Below are 16085 nucleotides of genomic sequence, written 5' to 3' on the forward strand. Positions count from 1 at the left end.
ATGACACGTCTTTATATACTAGTATAACACGAAGTTCATAAAGGATAATAAGCTTATTTGGCTAAGCTAATATCAACCTTAATATCTTCACGAAAAAGCTTCTTCACTCGACAATAATTATCCACAAAAGCCAAGAGTTCTTGTTCATTTTCCAAAATCAGATCCTTAGGTAAATGAATCGCAAGTGTGAAATGCCCTTCTTCATAGTTGGAATCAACCTGAATAGCAAGCTCCTCAATTCCCTGATACTTGGCAAAATAACTCTGTAGACACATGGTCACACAAGAAGCCAAAGCAATATTCACCAGGCTCATAGGTGTTTCCCCATCTTCCGTATAGCCAAAAAGTTCCACAGGTGCTCCATACCCCTCTGAAAGTGAATGGAATCGTTTGTCACCTTTAATTGTTGTTTGATACATCATGTCACCTCAATCTATTTTTTATTATTATAACAAAGAGAGGGCTAAGGACCGAGCTGAACGATTTGAAATATCTATCAAAAAAACAAAAAGCGTAAGGGTTATCAGCTCTTATTTTCCAATAGATTAGTCTTGTACAACACTGATATTACCAAGGGGTTACAGTTGAGTAAAAACGACTGGAAGCGCTTTTAAAATTTTGGTTTTTCATTTAAAATGACTTTACTAAGAAAAAAGGGAGACTATTATGAAAACATTTTCTAAATTAACTTTAGCCTCTGTCTCAGTTCTTGCCTTGTTGACCTTAGCAGCATGTGGCAACTCTAAAGACAAAACTGACTCATCATCTTCAGTACCATCATCAAGCAAGGTGACCAAAGAATCTTCTTCAACTGATTCAAGTGCTTCAGTAAAAGTCAACAAAGATGGATCATCTGAAGTCAGCGACGGAAACGCTAACTCAGCAAAAACAAACGTCAATAACACTGTAGAAGCTAACGATAGCGAAGGTAACAGCGCAACAGTTGGTCAAGATGGTTCAGTCGATGTTAATAGCCAAGACGGTACAAACGTCAAAGTCGGATCAGACGGAACTGTCTCAATTGGTAACTAAATAAGATAAAAAAGGCTAGCTATTCTGCTAGTCTATTTTTTTAGATTTAGATTGATGTAAACGCTTCCTGAACGTGCTATAATAGGCGTGGAAATCCAAATTCAGGAGGTGAGACAATGAAAAATAAAATCATCTTGGGATGTTTGGCTGCAGCGACTTGTGAGATTCTCTTTGGTCTCAGTTTTATATTTACCAAATCTATTACAGCACAGGTCAGTGACCTGGCTTTAATCTCTTGGCGTTTTGTCACAGCCTTCCTTTTTATTAACCTCTATTTTCTCATCAGTCGACGTCGGATAACAATTAACGGTAGAAATCTTAAACCCCTGACACGTATTGCTATCCTCAATCCGATAATCTATTTTATCTGTGAAACAATTGGTATTCGTATGACGACGGCTTCTGAAAGTGGAGCCTTTCTCGCCTGCATCCCAGTCGTTGCCCTTATCATGTCTAGCCTTATTTTAAAAGAATGGCCCAGCCGTTGGCAGGTGGTCGGTGTCATCACCACCCTCGTCGGTATCATCATGGCTGTCTTTGTTGCTGGCGGTTCTACCCACTTCTCCCTGGTGGGCTACTTGATTCTAGGTCTAGCAGTTGTCTCCTACGCCCTGTATTGCGTTGATGTTGAAAGGGCTAGTCAATTCAATAGCCTTGAGATTACTTATTTTATGCTTGCCAGTGGTTGCCTGACATTTGGACTCTTTGCTCTCAGCCAAGGCTTTCTAGCAGGCGATTTGAAAGAGCTCTTGCTACTCCCTGTGATCAATCCAAAATTCACTATCACTATCCTTTATCAAGGCTTAGGATGCAGTGTTCTGGGCTATCTTCTATCAAATTTTGCCATCGCAAATATCGGGGTTAACCGAACAGCATCCTTTATTGGGATTTCGACAATTATCTCAATTCTAGCGGCTGTCGTCGTCTTAGGAGAACCCTTCTCGTATTTACAAATTTTTGCAGGAATTTTAGTCGTCTTGGGCGTCTATGTGGCCAATAAAACCTAAAACTCTCGGGAATTAATCTTCCGAGAGTTTTTAGTCTTAATCAAGCTCTGTTTGGATTAACACGACGAGTTCTTCCTCATTAGGAATGCTGCTTACCGCAGTCGGCTCAGGTAAAGCCTTATCTCCATACCCCTTAATAATATGTGATAAGAACACAGACGCTTTTGTCATGGCAAGAGGTAAAGAATCTGCCCTAATGCTACGACCAAAATCAGGAAAACTAATTTGATAACCTTCCTCAATCGTGTGAAAAATCGCTGGATATTCGTATAACATGTCTCTTCCCCCATTTCAATACTATACTCCTCTATGATAAGATGCGTTTGAAGAGAAGTCAACCAAAATCATTACAATGGGGGAGTGAAACCATTCGAAACAATACAGCAAAGTTAAAATAAGGCTTAGTCCGTATTCAACTTGAGAAAGTGGCACCGATTCGGTGCTTTTTTGCTGCCCGAAAAGTCCCTTGGAATCATCCAAAGAACTCTTTTTATCTGTTCTATTTCTTAACCCCATCCAAAATCTCAATCACCTTATACAAATCTGGTTCTGTGATTTGGTAAGGCGCTTGTTCACGGACGATTGGTTTAGCACAAAAGGCGATGCCGATGCCAGCTGTCTTAATCATAGGCAAATCATTAGCACCGTCACCCATAGCAATGGTTTGCGAGAGTTCGAGACCATTTTCTGCTGCCCAATCTTTGAGTTTGGCTACCTTGACATCTTTGGTGACAATATCACCATAGACCTTACCAGTTAAGACACCGTCAACCACCTCTAGGTGATTAGCCTTAACATAATCGATTCCTGCTTCAACTGCTAGTCTATCCACAGTCTCATGGAAACCTCCAGAAACCAAGCCTACCTTAAAGCCACGGGCGTGGAGTTCATCTACAAGTTCCTTGGCTCCCTTGTTGAAATGAATACGGGCGTAGACCTTGTCAAATATACTCTCTGGCAATCCCTTGAGGGTCGCCACACGCTCATTCAAGGCCTGTCTAAAATCCAATTCCCCACGCATGGCACGCTCTGTGATTTCAGCAACCTTTTGACCAACGCCTGCTTCTTCTCCCAATAAATCAATAACTTCTTCTTGGACTAGCGTAGAATCTACGTCCATAACTAATAAACCTTTAACTTCTGACATAATTACCTCGATTCTTCGATGTCTATATAAGCCTTCACTAGATTTAATTCAAATATGAAATGAAAAACGGACCTTACAAAAAAATCTGGACCGCAGTCCAGAATCTTTCTCTTACATACGAATTTGTTCGCGTGTCTTCTCGTAAGATGATACAAAGCGATCTGTCACACCTGGTTCAACTGTTTCCAAGGCATAAGAGATTTCTTCCAAAGATGCATCATAATCATGATCAACCTCAAACAATTTAAGTGCATGCTCAAAGCTACTTTGAACAGCAGGTTCGAACGAACGGTAGCGGTTTGAGTATTGCAAGAGTTGCTCAGTCAAGGTTGCATTTTGAACAACCAAGTAAGCAGTCTCTTCCAAATGATCAATGGCGTTTTTAGATGTTTCTGTCAAACGCATTACCGCATCAATATTAATACGGCCACGGCTGAGTTCGTCCATAAGGGCCTCAATTTGAGCACTAGTTGAGAAGAATACACTCAAGAAGGATTGAGGAATACCTGGCAGGTTACGTTTTTCCATGTAACGCTTGATAACATGCAATTTATTAACATAAAGATCAAGCTCTTCACGTGCTTTAGCTTCGTTTATCTCAATAGCCTGAAGATTTTCAAAGACCTCAACCTGACCATTTTCAACAGCTGACAAGGTATTAAGACTCTTTTCAAAGATTTTCTCAAGTTCTGAGAATGGTTTTACCTGAGTTTCAAAATTTTCAAGGGTCGGAAGAACAGCCGTCTCCACACCTGAAATATCAGATGCAAAGCTACGAACATCTGCCGCATATGTTTCATCGAAGATGTAAGTCAACATGAGACGCTCAAGCTCTTCTTGAAGTTTCTTGTTGTTTTCTTTAGCATGCTTGAGATAATCTGGCAAAATTTTCTTTTGACGCATAACAACCTTGTATGAGGCAATTTCACGTTCAAAAATGCTATACAAGTTGTCAATTTTTTCTTGAATCTCAGCGTTTTCTTCTTCCGCACGGTCTAAATCAAGAGAAACCAACTCACTTGAGTTTGAACGGATAGCTTCACGAATTTCTTGGAAGCGACGTTCGATATTTTTCTCAGGGAAGTGATAATTTTGCTCAATCAACTTGCGATAGCCAGATTCCAAATCATCCAACTGATCTGGGAAATCATCTTCCAACTTAGCTACAATAGCAGGAATCTTCTCTGAAATTTGACCCAATGCAATAGTGTGCTCTTCTGCACGATCCAAAATGCTTGATGCCTCAACAGGGTCACCTGATGAGTTAAGAGTCACGAATTCTGCAAACTCAGCTTCAATGTTTTTAAGCTGCTTATTGATTTCGGTCATGGTAGAACCGAAATTATCAGAGTTTTCCTCGATTGAGTTTTGCAACTCTTCGTACAAGTCAAGTGCGTGTTTAACGCGAGCACTATTCTTTTCTTCTTGTTCTTTCAAGGTTGAGAGCGCCTCACGGATAGACTTAATGTCTTCTTCCACAAGATCTAACTGACTCTCAATATTATTGATTTCACCACTAGCCTTGAAGAAATGGAAGGTATCATTCATATTTTCAGCTTCGAAAATATGATTTTCAATATCTGCGAATGAATTTGTCGAGATATCTATCCATTTCTGATTCCATTCACGGAAAGTTGTCTGACTTTGGCCAATCAAGTGAAGCTTTTTAACTTCTTCAATTTCTTCGTTAATTGGCAAGTCAAACAATTTTTGCTTGCGTTCTTCAAGCTGTGCAATCCGCGAATCATTTCGTTTTCTAATAAGAATACCGACTAAGTAAGCGACAATTACAAGTATAACTACCACTACAATCAGTAAAACAATTCCGCTAGACATAGTTTCTCCTTAATCGTCTATTATGTTCATAAATGTAGAATAACATTACGATTATATCATAGTTATCCTAGCATTGCACCCTTTTCTAAAAGAATATTAGATATCTAGAGTACTGTAAACGGCATTTTCTTCGATAAATTCACGACGAGGTTCAACCTTGTCTCCCATCAGCATATCGAAAATCTTGTCGGCCTCTGCAGCATCATCCACAGAAACACGTGCCATCAAACGATTTTCAGGGTCCATGGTAGTTTCCCAAAGTTGGTGGTCATCCATTTCACCTAAACCTTTATAACGTTGTACTGTAGGTTTTGAACGTCCCACACTATACTTTTCAAGAGCAGCACGCAATTTGTCTTCTTGATCGGCACCAGGTTGGATGTATTCTTTAATCTCAGAACCAACCTTAACCCCATAAATTGGTGGTTGAGCAATGTAGACATAGCCTGCTTCCAAGACTGGACGCATAAAGCGGTAAATCAAAGTCAGAAGCAAAGTACGGATGTGAGCCCCATCGACATCGGCATCGGTCATGATTACCAACTTGTGGTAACGAGCCTTGCTGACATCAAATTCAGCTCCAAAACCTGTTCCCATAGCTGTGAAGAGAGAACGAATTTCTTCATTGGCTAGAATCTTATCCATGCTAGCCTTTTCAACGTTCAAAATCTTACCTCGAATTGGCAGAATAGCTTGGAATTCACGGTTACGACCTGATTTAGCAGATCCACCGGCTGAGTCTCCTTCGACAATGAAAAGTTCATTCATTTCAGCATTATTCGATGAACAGTCTGCCAACTTCCCTGGAAGGTTAGAAATTTCAAGACCTGACTTCTTACGTGTCACTTCACGGGCACGCTTAGCGGCGATACGAGCCTTAGAAGCCAAAATCCCTTTTTCAACAATCTTCTTAGCGATTGCAGGATTTTCCAAGAGGAAGCGACTCAAAGCTTCACTGAAGAGACGATTGGTAATCTTAACCACTTCAGAGTTTCCAAGCTTGGTCTTAGTTTGACCTTCAAACTGTGGGTTTGGATGTTTAACAGAGATGATAGCAGTCAAACCTTCACGAACATCATCCCCTGTCAAATTATCATCTTTTTCTTTGAGAATCTTATTCTGACGCGCATAGTCATTAATGACACGCGTTAAGGCTGTACGGAAACCTTGTTCGTGAGTACCACCTTCATGGGTGTGAATATTGTTTGCAAAACTCATCACTGTTTCATGATAGCCAGTTGTGTATTGCATAGCAACTTCAACCGAAATACCATCCATCTCACCATCAGTGTAGATAGGTTCATCAAAGATAACATCCTTGTTTTCATTGATGTATTTCACATAAGATGTGATACCACCTTCGTAGTGATAATGTTTCTCTTGTTCGAGACCTTCACGCTTATCTGTGATAGAGATACGGAGCCCCTTGTTCAAAAAGGCTAATTCTTGGATACGTTTAGCCAATTTTCCAAAATCAAACTCGGTTGTCTCTTGGAAAATCTCTGGGTCTGGCGTAAAGTGAACAGTCGTACCATGTTTCTCTGTTTCACCAATTACTGCCAAATCTGCTACCACTACCCCACGTTTATACTCTTGGAAGTGGATATGGCCATTTTTATAAACCTTAACATCAAGTTGTGTTGAGAGGGCATTAACGACCGAAGAACCAACCCCGTGCAAACCACCAGAGACCTTATAACCACCTCCGCCGAATTTACCACCAGCGTGAAGTACTGTAAAGACAGTTTCTACCGCAGGACGGCCAGTTTTTTCTTGGATATCGACTGGAATACCACGACCATCATCGACAACCGTAATAGAATTGTCCGGCTCAATAAAGACTTGGATATGAGTGGCGAAACCAGCCAAGGCCTCATCAATTGAGTTATCGACAATCTCCCATACCAAATGATGCAACCCTTCTTTTGAGGTTGAGCCAATATACATACCTGGGCGCATACGTACCGCTTCAAGTCCCTCTAGGACTTGAATCTGGCTGGCATCATATTCTTGCGCTTTTTCTTCAAGATTTTTTAATTCATCAGTCATTTATGTCACAATCTCCAATAATGATTTATGGCCGTCAACAAGCAAGGTATCCAGACCCGCTACTTTTCCTGCCTCTATATCTATCTGGCGGTCACCAATGACCAAGCCGTGTTTAATATCGTATTTTTTAATTAAATAAAGGAAACTATCTGGACTCGGCTTTCTAGCAAAACCATTTTCAGAAGTTACAACCTCTGTAAAATAAGAGGCAATTTCTGCTTTATCAAGGATGTCTAGCACCAAGTGATTACGGTGGCTAACCAAAAAATTACGCCCACCCTCGGTCACAATCTTAGCTAGGACAGCCCTAGCACCTTCAAAAAGAACAGGTTCCTGTAAATGCTTGGCTTCCTCCTGCTTATATAGGGTTCGAAAATCAGCTATATCAGGCGCAAACATAGCAATGGCAGTGCTCGTTGATACCTTAAGGGCATCATAGACTGCTTGAGGTTCTGCTGTACGCTCAAATTGTTCTAAAGTTGCTAGAAAGGCTTGGGTTGATACCTGGTAATTATCCAACAAGGTACCACCCAAATCCCAGATATAATCTCCATAATTCATAACCTTAATTATAACATAAAAGGTCAGATATTGCTTGCTTTTCACAGCTAAAAAGGCCTGGAAAACCTATCCAAACCTTAATTTTTTATTTCAGAATCAAACTCGCCACAATAGGACTAATAAAGACATATAGAATCCCTGTTACAGCGATTGAGAGACCACCCATGGCACCTGCAACCTGACCATATCTGAAGGCAGTTCCTGTACCTACAGCGTGTCCGGTTCCTCCTAGTGAAAGTCCGATAGCGACTGGGTCTTTAATCCCAATCATTTTTAGAAAGACAGGACCTAAGACAGAGGTTAAGATACCCGTAATAACAACTACAACCAAGGTTACCGTCGTAATCCCCTGCATTTTTTCCGAAATTCCCACAGCCATGGCAGTCGTTACAGACTTAGGAAAGAGCGAAATAGCCAAAAAATAATCCATTCCAAAAAGCTTAGCAATCAAGGCCGTGTAAGTCGTATTTAGAACACAAGCAACCGTTGATCCAATTAGAATACTCTTATAGTGATGGCGCATGAGGTGTAGATTTTTATAAAAAGGAACTGCTAGTGCGACTGTTGAAGGAATAATCAAACTGTTAAGATAAGAGCCGCCGACATAGTAATCCTTGTAGGAAATTCCTGTATAGTGCAAAATGACGATAATCAGGGCAGTCGATACAAGAAGAGGCGTCGTCAAAGGATTAGGGAAACGGCGATAAATCAATAGCCCTAATGTGTAAGCTAGTACAGAAAGTGTTAGCCCAAACAAGGGTGTGTTAAAAAAATTAGCCACGTTTAACCTCCTCGTAATCACCTTCAAAATGTTTTTTGATGAAACCGACGACTATTGCAATCACTACAATATTAAGAACCAAGGCTCCCATAATAATCAAAATAATAGGGACAATATTCGCTGAAATAGCATTCCAACGTTCCATAATACCGACACCTGCTGGCAAAAATAGAATAGTCATATTGGCAATTAAAAATTCTGCCACAGCATGTATATGACGTAGACGAATCCACTTAAGCTGAAGAGCAATCAGAAGCAAGAATAAGCCAATAATGCTTCCAGGAATAGGTAATTTGAAGAATGTTGACAGAGCTTCACCAATAACGGCAAACAAACAAATCAACATGAATTGAACGTAGTATTTCACAACTTGCCTCCTAGGTTTAATCACCTATTAGTCTACTCCTTTTTTTTTGAATTTCAAGAGTTTTCAGTAAATTCTTTTGAATAATTGAGAGCCATAAATCAGCCCCTTTGAACATAAAAAAATCCAACCCAAAGGCTGGACTCTATCACAGATGCCACCACCGAGAATTGAACTCGGAACGGAGCATTACCATTACTCTATTATACCATTTAACTATAGCGGCAACTGTTTTAATCTTACCATACTTCTATTTACTGTGGCAAGATTTTTTGCTTATTTTTTATAAATTTAAGTCTTGGTAAGGCGTACGGTAACCAACCTGTAAAACCTTACCATCTTTAATCAAGATAGGACGTTTAATCAACATACCATCTGAAGCTAAGAGTTCAACAGCTTCATCAAGAGATAGCGTTGGTAGCTTATCCTTTAATCCTAGAGATCGGTAGGATTGTCCACTCGTATTAAAGAATTTCTTAAGCTCTAAATCTGACCCTGCCAAAAGCTCTTTTAAAAACTGAGCCGAAGGTGGGTTTTCCTTAATATTAATAGATTTAACATCTAAACCTAATTGATTGAGTTCCGCCTTTGCCTTACGACAAGTGCTACATTTGGGATATTCATAAAAAGTGTACATGTTTTTCTCCTTTTTTCTAGCATAAAATATCTGTCTAAGACTTGTCAAACCTAATGCCTTCTAAGTGAAGTAAAAAACGCTTGGCTTCTTCTCCTGCTGCATATTTTCCTATATGACCACTACTAGGAAGAACCCGATGACAAGGGACGAGAACCAACCATGGATTCTTACCAACAGCAGTTCCTACGGCCTGTGCCGATTGACATGAAATCACTTTTCCAATCTGACTATAGGTTCTACTCTGCCCTGCAGGAATGTCCTGTAAAGCTGACCAAACCTTTAACTGGAAGGAGGTCCCTCTATCTGCTAGAGGGAGGGTATCTGGACTTGGATTATTACCTTTAAAATAAGCCTCTAACCAATTCCTCGTCATTTTCAAGATAGGATTTGAGGTGTCTACTAATTCCTCTTCCTTAATACCTGCCTGAAAATGCTTTTGTCCCTCCAACCAAATGCCATAAAGCGCTTGGTCACTTGCCACCAAACACAAGCGTCCAATAGGAGATAAATAATACTGACGATAAAACATATATTTATTATAACAAAAAGACAGGAATCTCTTGTTCCTGTCAATTAACTCTTATTATTTACCTTTAATCAAACGCACACGAACGATATTGTCGCTAGCCTCAAACTTAGCAACCAATTCATCAATCTTAGACTTGTCTGTTTCATCAAGGTCAAGAAGTGTATAGGCATAGTCTCCCTTAGAACGGTTGATGATATTATCAATATTGATATTAAAATCAGAAACCGCTGTAGAGATACGAGCCACAATATTAGGCACGTTTTTATTAATCAAGGTGATACGGTATGGGGCACTCAAGGCCTGTTGCACACGTGGGAAGTTAACAGAGTTAACAATCTCACCTGTTTCCATGAAACGACGAATGGTTTGACCGGCCATAATCGCACAGTTAAGTTCTGCTTCACCTGTTGATCCTCCAACGTGTGGGAAGACAGTCACATGAGGTTTATTAAGTAGCTCTTCTGTACCAAAGTCGGTGATATAACGTTTAACCACACCTGTTTCCAAAGCATCAAAGAGGGCATCGTTATCTACCAACTCTGCACGGGCAAAGTTAATGATAGTTGTCCCTTTTTGCATAAGGTTAAAGGCATCCGCATTGAAAGTTCCTTTTGTGTCAGGTGTCAATGGAACGTGAACAGTGATATAATCACAGTTTTCAAAAATCTCTTTGAGATCAGAAACACGTCTTACATGGTGAGAAATATTCCAAGCTGCTTCAATAGAAACGTATGGATCGTAACCATAGACCTTCATACCCAAACGGTAAGCATCATTGGCAATACGTGCACCAATAGCACCAAGCCCGATAACACCAAGGGTCTTACCAGCAATCTCGCTACCAGCAAACTGTTTCTTCCCTGCTTCAATTTGTTTAGGAACATCGTCACCACTAAGTGTGTTAACCCAAGCATTGGCCGCAATATAGTCACGTGCTGAGAGTAAGATAGAGGCCAGAACAGCTTCTTTAACAGCGTTAGCATTGGCACCTGGAGTATTGAAGACAACAATTCCTTTTTCAGTTGCTTCGTCAACTGGAATATTGTTAGTTCCTGCACCAGCACGCGCAATAGCTTTCAAGTTGTCAGGGAAGACGGTATTATGGAGATTTTGACTACGAATGATGTAGGCATCTGGATTTTCCGCTAAATCACCATCAATTTGGAAATGATTTCCAAGTTCCTTCAAACCAATCTGGTTAATATTGTTATATGTTTTTACACTAAATACCATAATTTTATTCCTCTTAAATCAATGTATCCCGTGGTGAACTGCTTCATCAACTTCTTGATAAAAGGCTTTCTCACGCTTGGTTTTGATTTTCTGATAAGCAAGACGTTCACCATCAATAGGGACCTTACCACAATAGACATAGCCAAGTTTCTCCAAAATATGCTGCATGATAAGATTCTTTTCATGCGTGTCGCAACGAAAATCATGAGCATCAGTTCCCTCAATAAGACCTTGAATAAAGGTTTGAGCGACCCTTTGACCCGTAACCTCAGTCAAAACAGCAACCCTATGGAAAGTAATGTAGCGCTTATTGTGATGTTTCCAGTCTCCATCATAGATTTTGTCGTAAGCAGGGTCTCCGTCAGTAACCACCGCAGCATAAGAAACAATTTGACCATCAATGAGTCCTACATAGGCCTGTCCCTTAAGGACATCGTCGAAGATTGTTTCTTCAGTAGGGTAACCATCAGCTCCTTGCCATTGGGTGCTACCAGCTTCTACTAAAGCAGTTCTAGCACTCTCAATGACAGTCATAATAGCCCCAATTTCATTTGGAAAGGCTTGTCTAATTTCCATCTCTTTACCTAATTATTTATTTTCGGCTTCAAATTTCTTCATGAAGTCAATCAAATCAAGCACACCTTGACGTGGGAAAGCATTATAAACACTAGCACGCATACCACCTACTGAACGGTGTCCTTTGATATTCTTGAAACCAAGAGCATCTGCTTCTGCTACAAACTTAGCATCCAACTCTTTACTTGGTGTGACGAATGGAATGTTGCAGACAGATCGATCCTTGGCATCTTTGACAGGGTTTGTGTAGAAATCAGATGACTCAATGTAATCGTAGAGAAGACCTGATTTTTCACGTTGAATTTCAGCCATCTTGTCTACGCCACCAATTTCATTTTTAACCCAGTCAAAGACGAGTTTTGAAATATAGATGTTGAAACATGGTGGTGTATTGTAAAGTGATCCTGCTTCAGCTTGAATACGATAATCCAACATGGCAGACAATTGTGGCTGGTCATTTAGGAAGTCCTCACGAACGATAACTACTGTTACACCAGCTGGTCCGATATTTTTTTGAGCTCCAGCGTAGATAAGGGCAAAGTCCTCAACATTGTAGCGAGCAGCCAAAATATTTGAAGACATATCAGCTACAATTGGCACACCGTTAGTATCAGGCAAATCGTAGATAGCTGTACCTTCAATGGTATTGTTCGTTGTCAAGTGAACATAGGCAGCTTCTGGATCAATTGTTGCTGGGTCAAAACTTGGGATGTGATCGTAAACAGTTTCTTCTGAAGAGGCCAAAAGAATTGGTTCGAAAGGAATGGTTTTTGAAAGTTTAACAGCTTCTGTATAAGCTTTTTTACCCCATGAACCTCCTACAAGGTAGTAAGCTTTCTTACCTTGAGCGAGGTTAAGTGGGACCATTGTAAATTGTGTTGAAGCACCACCTTGCAAGAAAATAACCTTATAGTTATCAGGAATGGCCATGAGCTCACGAAGTGTCGCTTCCGCATCTTTAACGATCTTGTCAAATTCTGGAGAACGGTGGGACATTTCTAGCACGGACATACCGGAATCTTGATAGTTAAGCAATTCAGCCTGCGCTTTTTCAAGCACTGGTTTTGGTAATGTAGCAGGTCCTGCTGAGAAATTATAAATTGTCATAAAGACACCTCCAAAATTTTAATGGTCCCATTATAGCGAATTTTCTGAATATTGTAAAGTCCTAACAGTAAAAAACGAACGGAATTAACCGCTCATCTTTAAAAAGTTAGGTATTTTATGTATATTTTTATCAGCATTTGATTTTAGTATCCGTTTATTTCTGCTTAAGAAAATAAGCTGCTCCAATCAGATTAGCTCCATTATGATGATGACAGGCCACAATCTTCGGACGTTTAATAATTTTACCAATAAAGTCAATCTCATGGTGAACCTTATCAAACTGGCGATTGACCTCCTCGATAAGAATAGGCTGGGCTGAAATACCACCTCCAATAACAAAGGTTTCCATATCAAAAATGGTTTGAAGATTCAAAATGGTAATGGCTAAGTTACGGCAATAGCTTTCAAAAAGTGGATAGACTATTTTATCTCCTACATTAATTGCCTCAAATGCGGCTAAACCATTCTTTAAGTCAGAGTTACCTAACACTTCATTAATTTTGGTAATTAAACCTACAGCTGACAGAGTCATGCCTCGCATCAATGAAGGCTCAACTTTTTCCATTTGAACTGGTAAAATAAAGGTCAACTCGCCCGCTTGAAAGTGACTTCCTTGAAAAAGTTTACCATTAATTATAAGTCCACCACCAAGACCTGAACCCAAAACAAGGGCTGCACCATTGGTCACTCCTTGCAAATGACCTGTGGCTAGCTCTGCCAAGGCTGCCGCTTTACCATCATTAAGAGCCATTACAGGCAAATGGTACTTGGCTTCAAGGACCTCTTTAATACGAAAACCATGGAAAAATCTCAATAAGCCACCATGATAAATGACACCTTCCTCAGTATCAACCGTCCCAGGAACACTAATAGCAATACCTGATAGCTTGGCTTCAACTGAAGTGACTATATGATCAATAACATCAATAGCTTGGTCCAAGGTTTGTGGAGATGACTGCGTCGGCAGACTTTTTTCAATGGCAAACTCCTCCGAAACAAGTGCTGACTTTACCTGTGTTCCTCCAAAATCAATCGCTAAAATCGTCATTATCATCCTCCACAGATTGTTTTTCGTCATTATAGCATAAAAGAGCTAATAGTAGAAAAAACGGTTTCAAAATGCTATCATAAACTTACAGAATTAGATAAAAGGAGTATCTCACATGACTAAATTTCTACACACTTGTGTCCGTGTCAAGGACCTAGAAGCCTCACTTAAATTTTATAAAGAAGCTCTTGGTTTCAAAGAAGCTCGTCGAAATGATTTTCCAGAATATAAGTTCACCCTTGTCTACTTGCAACTCGAAGATGATCCTGATTACGAGTTGGAATTAACCTACAATTATGACCACGAAGCCTATGATTTAGGAGATGGATACGGTCATATCGCTGTTGGTGTCGATGATTTAGAAGCTACACACCAAGCTCACAAAGAGGCTGGATACACTGTTACAGACCTCTCAGGTCTTCCTGGTGAACCAAAAATGTATTACTTTATCACTGATCCAGATGGCTATAAGATTGAAGTTATTCGTTTGGCTCAATTCCTAGAAAAATAAATCAAAAAAGTCAGATCGTATAGATCTGACTTTTTTTTTGTGCTTAATTTTTATTATCTGCTTTCAAGGCTGACAAAATTTGGGTACGAATATCATCCACACCGTTTGGATTATTTGGCAAGAATAAGGTTTGATTACCTTTAGCCGCAAAAGTATTAAGGGTATCTAGATATTGGTTAGTCAAGAGAATAGACATAATCTGCTCTTCAGACATACCCACATTAGCCTCTTTAAGTTCTGCAATAGACTCAGCCAAACCATCAACGATAGCCTTACGTTGTTGGGCAATACCAACACCATGAAGACGATCTTTTTCAGCTTCGGCTTCGGCTGCTGTGACAATCTTAATCTTATCAGCTTCTGCCAATTCTTGGGCTGCCACACGCTTACGTTGGGCAGCATTGATTTCGTTCATAGACTGCTTAACTTCAGCATCTGGCTCAACTTTGGTAATCAAGGTCTTAACAATGATATAACCATAAGTTGTCATTTCTTCTGCTACTTGGTGTTGAACCTCAAGGGCAATCTCATCCTTTTTCTCAAAAAGCTCATCAAGCGTCAATTTAGGAACTGATGAACGAAGGGCGTCCTCAATGTATGATTTGATTTGAGCCTCTGGACGCATGAGTTTGTAATAAGCATCTGTAACATTTTGCTCATTTACACGATATTGAGTGGCTACATTCATCATGACAAAGACATTGTCCTTGGTCTTGGTTTCGACCACAATCTCACTTTGAAGCAAACGTAGTTGAATACGAGCTGCAATTTTATCGATACCAAATGGCAAACGCATATGGATACCACTCGTTGCGATTTTTTGATAGCGTCCAAAACGTTCAACGATAGCTACTGACTGTTGACGTACGACATAAAGCATACTGATGAGAATTCCCAAGATAATCAAGAATGAAATCAGTAAAAAGAGAAATGCTGCTTGCATGTTAAGTCCTCCAAAATAAACATTAAAAATTTCTTTGCTTTATTATAGCACAGCAATACAATTTTTCAAGAAAAATAGTATATCTTTTTCAAGCACTTGGACAATCATAACCACCCGTCTAACGGGTGGTTTGAGCAAGGGCTATAAGCCCATAATACCAGCCAGCGCCTAAAGACGCTGGCTTTCACTTTGTTCAAGCCTTATTGCTTTTGACTCGTCACAAGCCTCTCAAAGAGGCATTCGCATTACTTACCATTATCCCTAAAGGGATTTTCATATTCTTTAACGCTTAATTTATCCAAAGCGATATCATGCTTCTCTTGTTCCTGAATATATTTCTTAATTGTGGATTCATTAAGTCCTACCGTACTTACATAATAACCTTCTGCCCAAAAATGTCTGTTACCAAATTTATATTTTAAATTAGCGTGTTTATCAAACATCATCAATGCACTTTTACCTTTTAAATATCCCATAAAACTAGCTACACTCATTCGTGGTGGAATACTTACTAGCATATGAACATGATCTGGCATTAAGTGGCCTTCTATGACTTCAACGCCTTTATATTGGCATAGTCTATGAAAAATCTCTCCCAGACTACTCCTATATTGATTATAGATTATTTTTCGTCTATACTTAGGTGTAAATACAATGTGGTACTTACACATCCATTTTGTATGTGACAAACTGTGAGCTTTTTGCGCCATAGTCTTAACTCCTT

General features: G+C 39.8%; 19 protein-coding genes and 1 tRNA gene. 3 read left to right on the forward strand and 17 right to left on the reverse strand.

Annotation, left to right across the window (positions count from 1 at the left end):
- Positions 1 to 53: 53 nt before the first annotated feature.
- Positions 54 to 419: an OsmC family protein gene (locus ACWPVZ_RS09495; RefSeq protein ID WP_037598323.1), complete on the reverse strand. Its 366-nt coding sequence runs from the start codon at positions 417 to 419 to the stop codon at positions 54 to 56.
- Positions 420 to 666: 247 nt separating this feature from the next.
- On the opposite strand from ACWPVZ_RS09495, the gene ACWPVZ_RS09500 reads away from it, so the two are divergent.
- Both ACWPVZ_RS09500 and ACWPVZ_RS09505 read left to right on the forward strand, forming a co-directional pair.
- A complete protein-coding gene (locus ACWPVZ_RS09500) occupies positions 667 to 1032 on the forward strand; it encodes a hypothetical protein (protein WP_002891496.1) in 366 nt (121 codons plus the stop codon).
- A 116-nt stretch (positions 1033 to 1148) separates the two neighbouring features.
- Positions 1149 to 2039, forward strand: a complete 891-nt coding sequence (locus tag ACWPVZ_RS09505) for a DMT family transporter (RefSeq protein ID WP_073950291.1) — start codon at positions 1149 to 1151, stop codon at positions 2037 to 2039.
- A 36-nt stretch (positions 2040 to 2075) separates the two neighbouring features.
- Here ACWPVZ_RS09505 and ACWPVZ_RS09510 read toward each other — a convergent pair whose 3' ends face one another.
- The 14 genes from ACWPVZ_RS09510 to ACWPVZ_RS09575 form a co-directional block, all read right to left on the reverse strand.
- On the reverse strand, positions 2076 to 2315 hold the full coding sequence (locus ACWPVZ_RS09510; RefSeq protein WP_002884756.1) for a hypothetical protein: 240 nt from the start codon (positions 2313 to 2315) through the stop codon (positions 2076 to 2078).
- Between the two features lie 223 nt (positions 2316 to 2538).
- The gene (gene serB / locus ACWPVZ_RS09515) at positions 2539 to 3186 is read right to left on the reverse strand and encodes a phosphoserine phosphatase SerB (protein WP_060972245.1); all 648 of its coding nucleotides are present in this window, start codon (positions 3184 to 3186) and stop codon (positions 2539 to 2541) included.
- Between the two features lie 111 nt (positions 3187 to 3297).
- Positions 3298 to 5022, reverse strand: a complete 1725-nt coding sequence (gene ezrA, locus ACWPVZ_RS09520) for a septation ring formation regulator EzrA (RefSeq protein WP_454381895.1) — start codon at positions 5020 to 5022, stop codon at positions 3298 to 3300.
- Between the two features lie 96 nt (positions 5023 to 5118).
- A complete protein-coding gene (gyrB, locus tag ACWPVZ_RS09525; RefSeq protein WP_037601635.1) occupies positions 5119 to 7071 on the reverse strand; it encodes a DNA topoisomerase (ATP-hydrolyzing) subunit B in 1953 nt (650 codons plus the stop codon).
- Complete coding sequence (locus ACWPVZ_RS09530; RefSeq protein WP_048673773.1) at positions 7072 to 7632, reverse strand: HAD-IA family hydrolase; 561 nt, start codon at positions 7630 to 7632, stop codon at positions 7072 to 7074.
- A gap of 85 nt (positions 7633 to 7717) precedes the next feature.
- Entirely contained in the window at positions 7718 to 8413 is a 696-nt protein-coding gene (locus ACWPVZ_RS09535; protein WP_037598330.1) for an LrgB family protein, read from the reverse strand.
- Positions 8406 to 8780, reverse strand: coding sequence for a CidA/LrgA family protein (locus tag ACWPVZ_RS09540; protein ID WP_454381896.1), 375 nt, complete (start codon positions 8778 to 8780; stop codon positions 8406 to 8408). Before ACWPVZ_RS09540 ends, ACWPVZ_RS09535 begins: the two co-directional genes overlap by 8 nt.
- 152 nt (positions 8781 to 8932) lie before the next feature.
- Positions 8933 to 9003 (reverse strand) — tRNA-Thr (locus tag ACWPVZ_RS09545).
- 57 nt (positions 9004 to 9060) lie between these two features.
- Positions 9061 to 9414: an arsenate reductase family protein gene (locus ACWPVZ_RS09550; RefSeq protein ID WP_037598335.1), complete on the reverse strand. Its 354-nt coding sequence runs from the start codon at positions 9412 to 9414 to the stop codon at positions 9061 to 9063.
- A 34-nt stretch (positions 9415 to 9448) separates the two neighbouring features.
- Entirely contained in the window at positions 9449 to 9943 is a 495-nt protein-coding gene (locus tag ACWPVZ_RS09555) for a methylated-DNA--[protein]-cysteine S-methyltransferase (RefSeq protein ID WP_454381897.1), read from the reverse strand.
- Between the two features lie 54 nt (positions 9944 to 9997).
- Positions 9998 to 11176 (reverse strand): 3-phosphoglycerate dehydrogenase family protein, encoded by a 1179-nt coding sequence (locus ACWPVZ_RS09560; RefSeq protein WP_060972623.1) that lies wholly within the window; start codon positions 11174 to 11176, stop codon positions 9998 to 10000.
- Between the two features lie 18 nt (positions 11177 to 11194).
- Entirely contained in the window at positions 11195 to 11752 is a 558-nt protein-coding gene (locus ACWPVZ_RS09565) for a GNAT family N-acetyltransferase (protein ID WP_454381898.1), read from the reverse strand.
- A gap of 12 nt (positions 11753 to 11764) precedes the next feature.
- On the reverse strand, positions 11765 to 12859 hold the full coding sequence (gene serC, locus ACWPVZ_RS09570; RefSeq protein ID WP_002891515.1) for a 3-phosphoserine/phosphohydroxythreonine transaminase: 1095 nt from the start codon (positions 12857 to 12859) through the stop codon (positions 11765 to 11767).
- Between the two features lie 154 nt (positions 12860 to 13013).
- Positions 13014 to 13907, reverse strand: a complete 894-nt coding sequence (locus ACWPVZ_RS09575) for an ROK family protein (protein WP_060972238.1) — start codon at positions 13905 to 13907, stop codon at positions 13014 to 13016.
- Between the two features lie 115 nt (positions 13908 to 14022).
- Here ACWPVZ_RS09575 and gloA point away from each other — a divergent pair, with 115 nt between their 5' ends.
- Positions 14023 to 14418 carry a lactoylglutathione lyase gene (gene gloA / locus ACWPVZ_RS09580; protein ID WP_060972237.1) on the forward strand — a complete coding sequence of 132 codons (396 nt, stop codon included), beginning with the start codon at positions 14023 to 14025 and terminating at the stop codon, positions 14416 to 14418.
- 43 nt (positions 14419 to 14461) lie between these two features.
- Here gloA and ACWPVZ_RS09585 read toward each other — a convergent pair whose 3' ends face one another.
- Both ACWPVZ_RS09585 and tnpA read right to left on the reverse strand, forming a co-directional pair.
- The gene (locus ACWPVZ_RS09585) at positions 14462 to 15361 is read right to left on the reverse strand and encodes an SPFH domain-containing protein (protein WP_002891518.1); all 900 of its coding nucleotides are present in this window, start codon (positions 15359 to 15361) and stop codon (positions 14462 to 14464) included.
- Positions 15362 to 15606: 245 nt separating this feature from the next.
- A complete protein-coding gene (tnpA, locus tag ACWPVZ_RS09590) occupies positions 15607 to 16071 on the reverse strand; it encodes an IS200/IS605 family transposase (RefSeq protein WP_414341212.1) in 465 nt (154 codons plus the stop codon).
- Positions 16072 to 16085: the final 14 nt, after the last annotated feature.

Source organism: Streptococcus sp. Marseille-Q6379 (assembly GCF_965119505.1).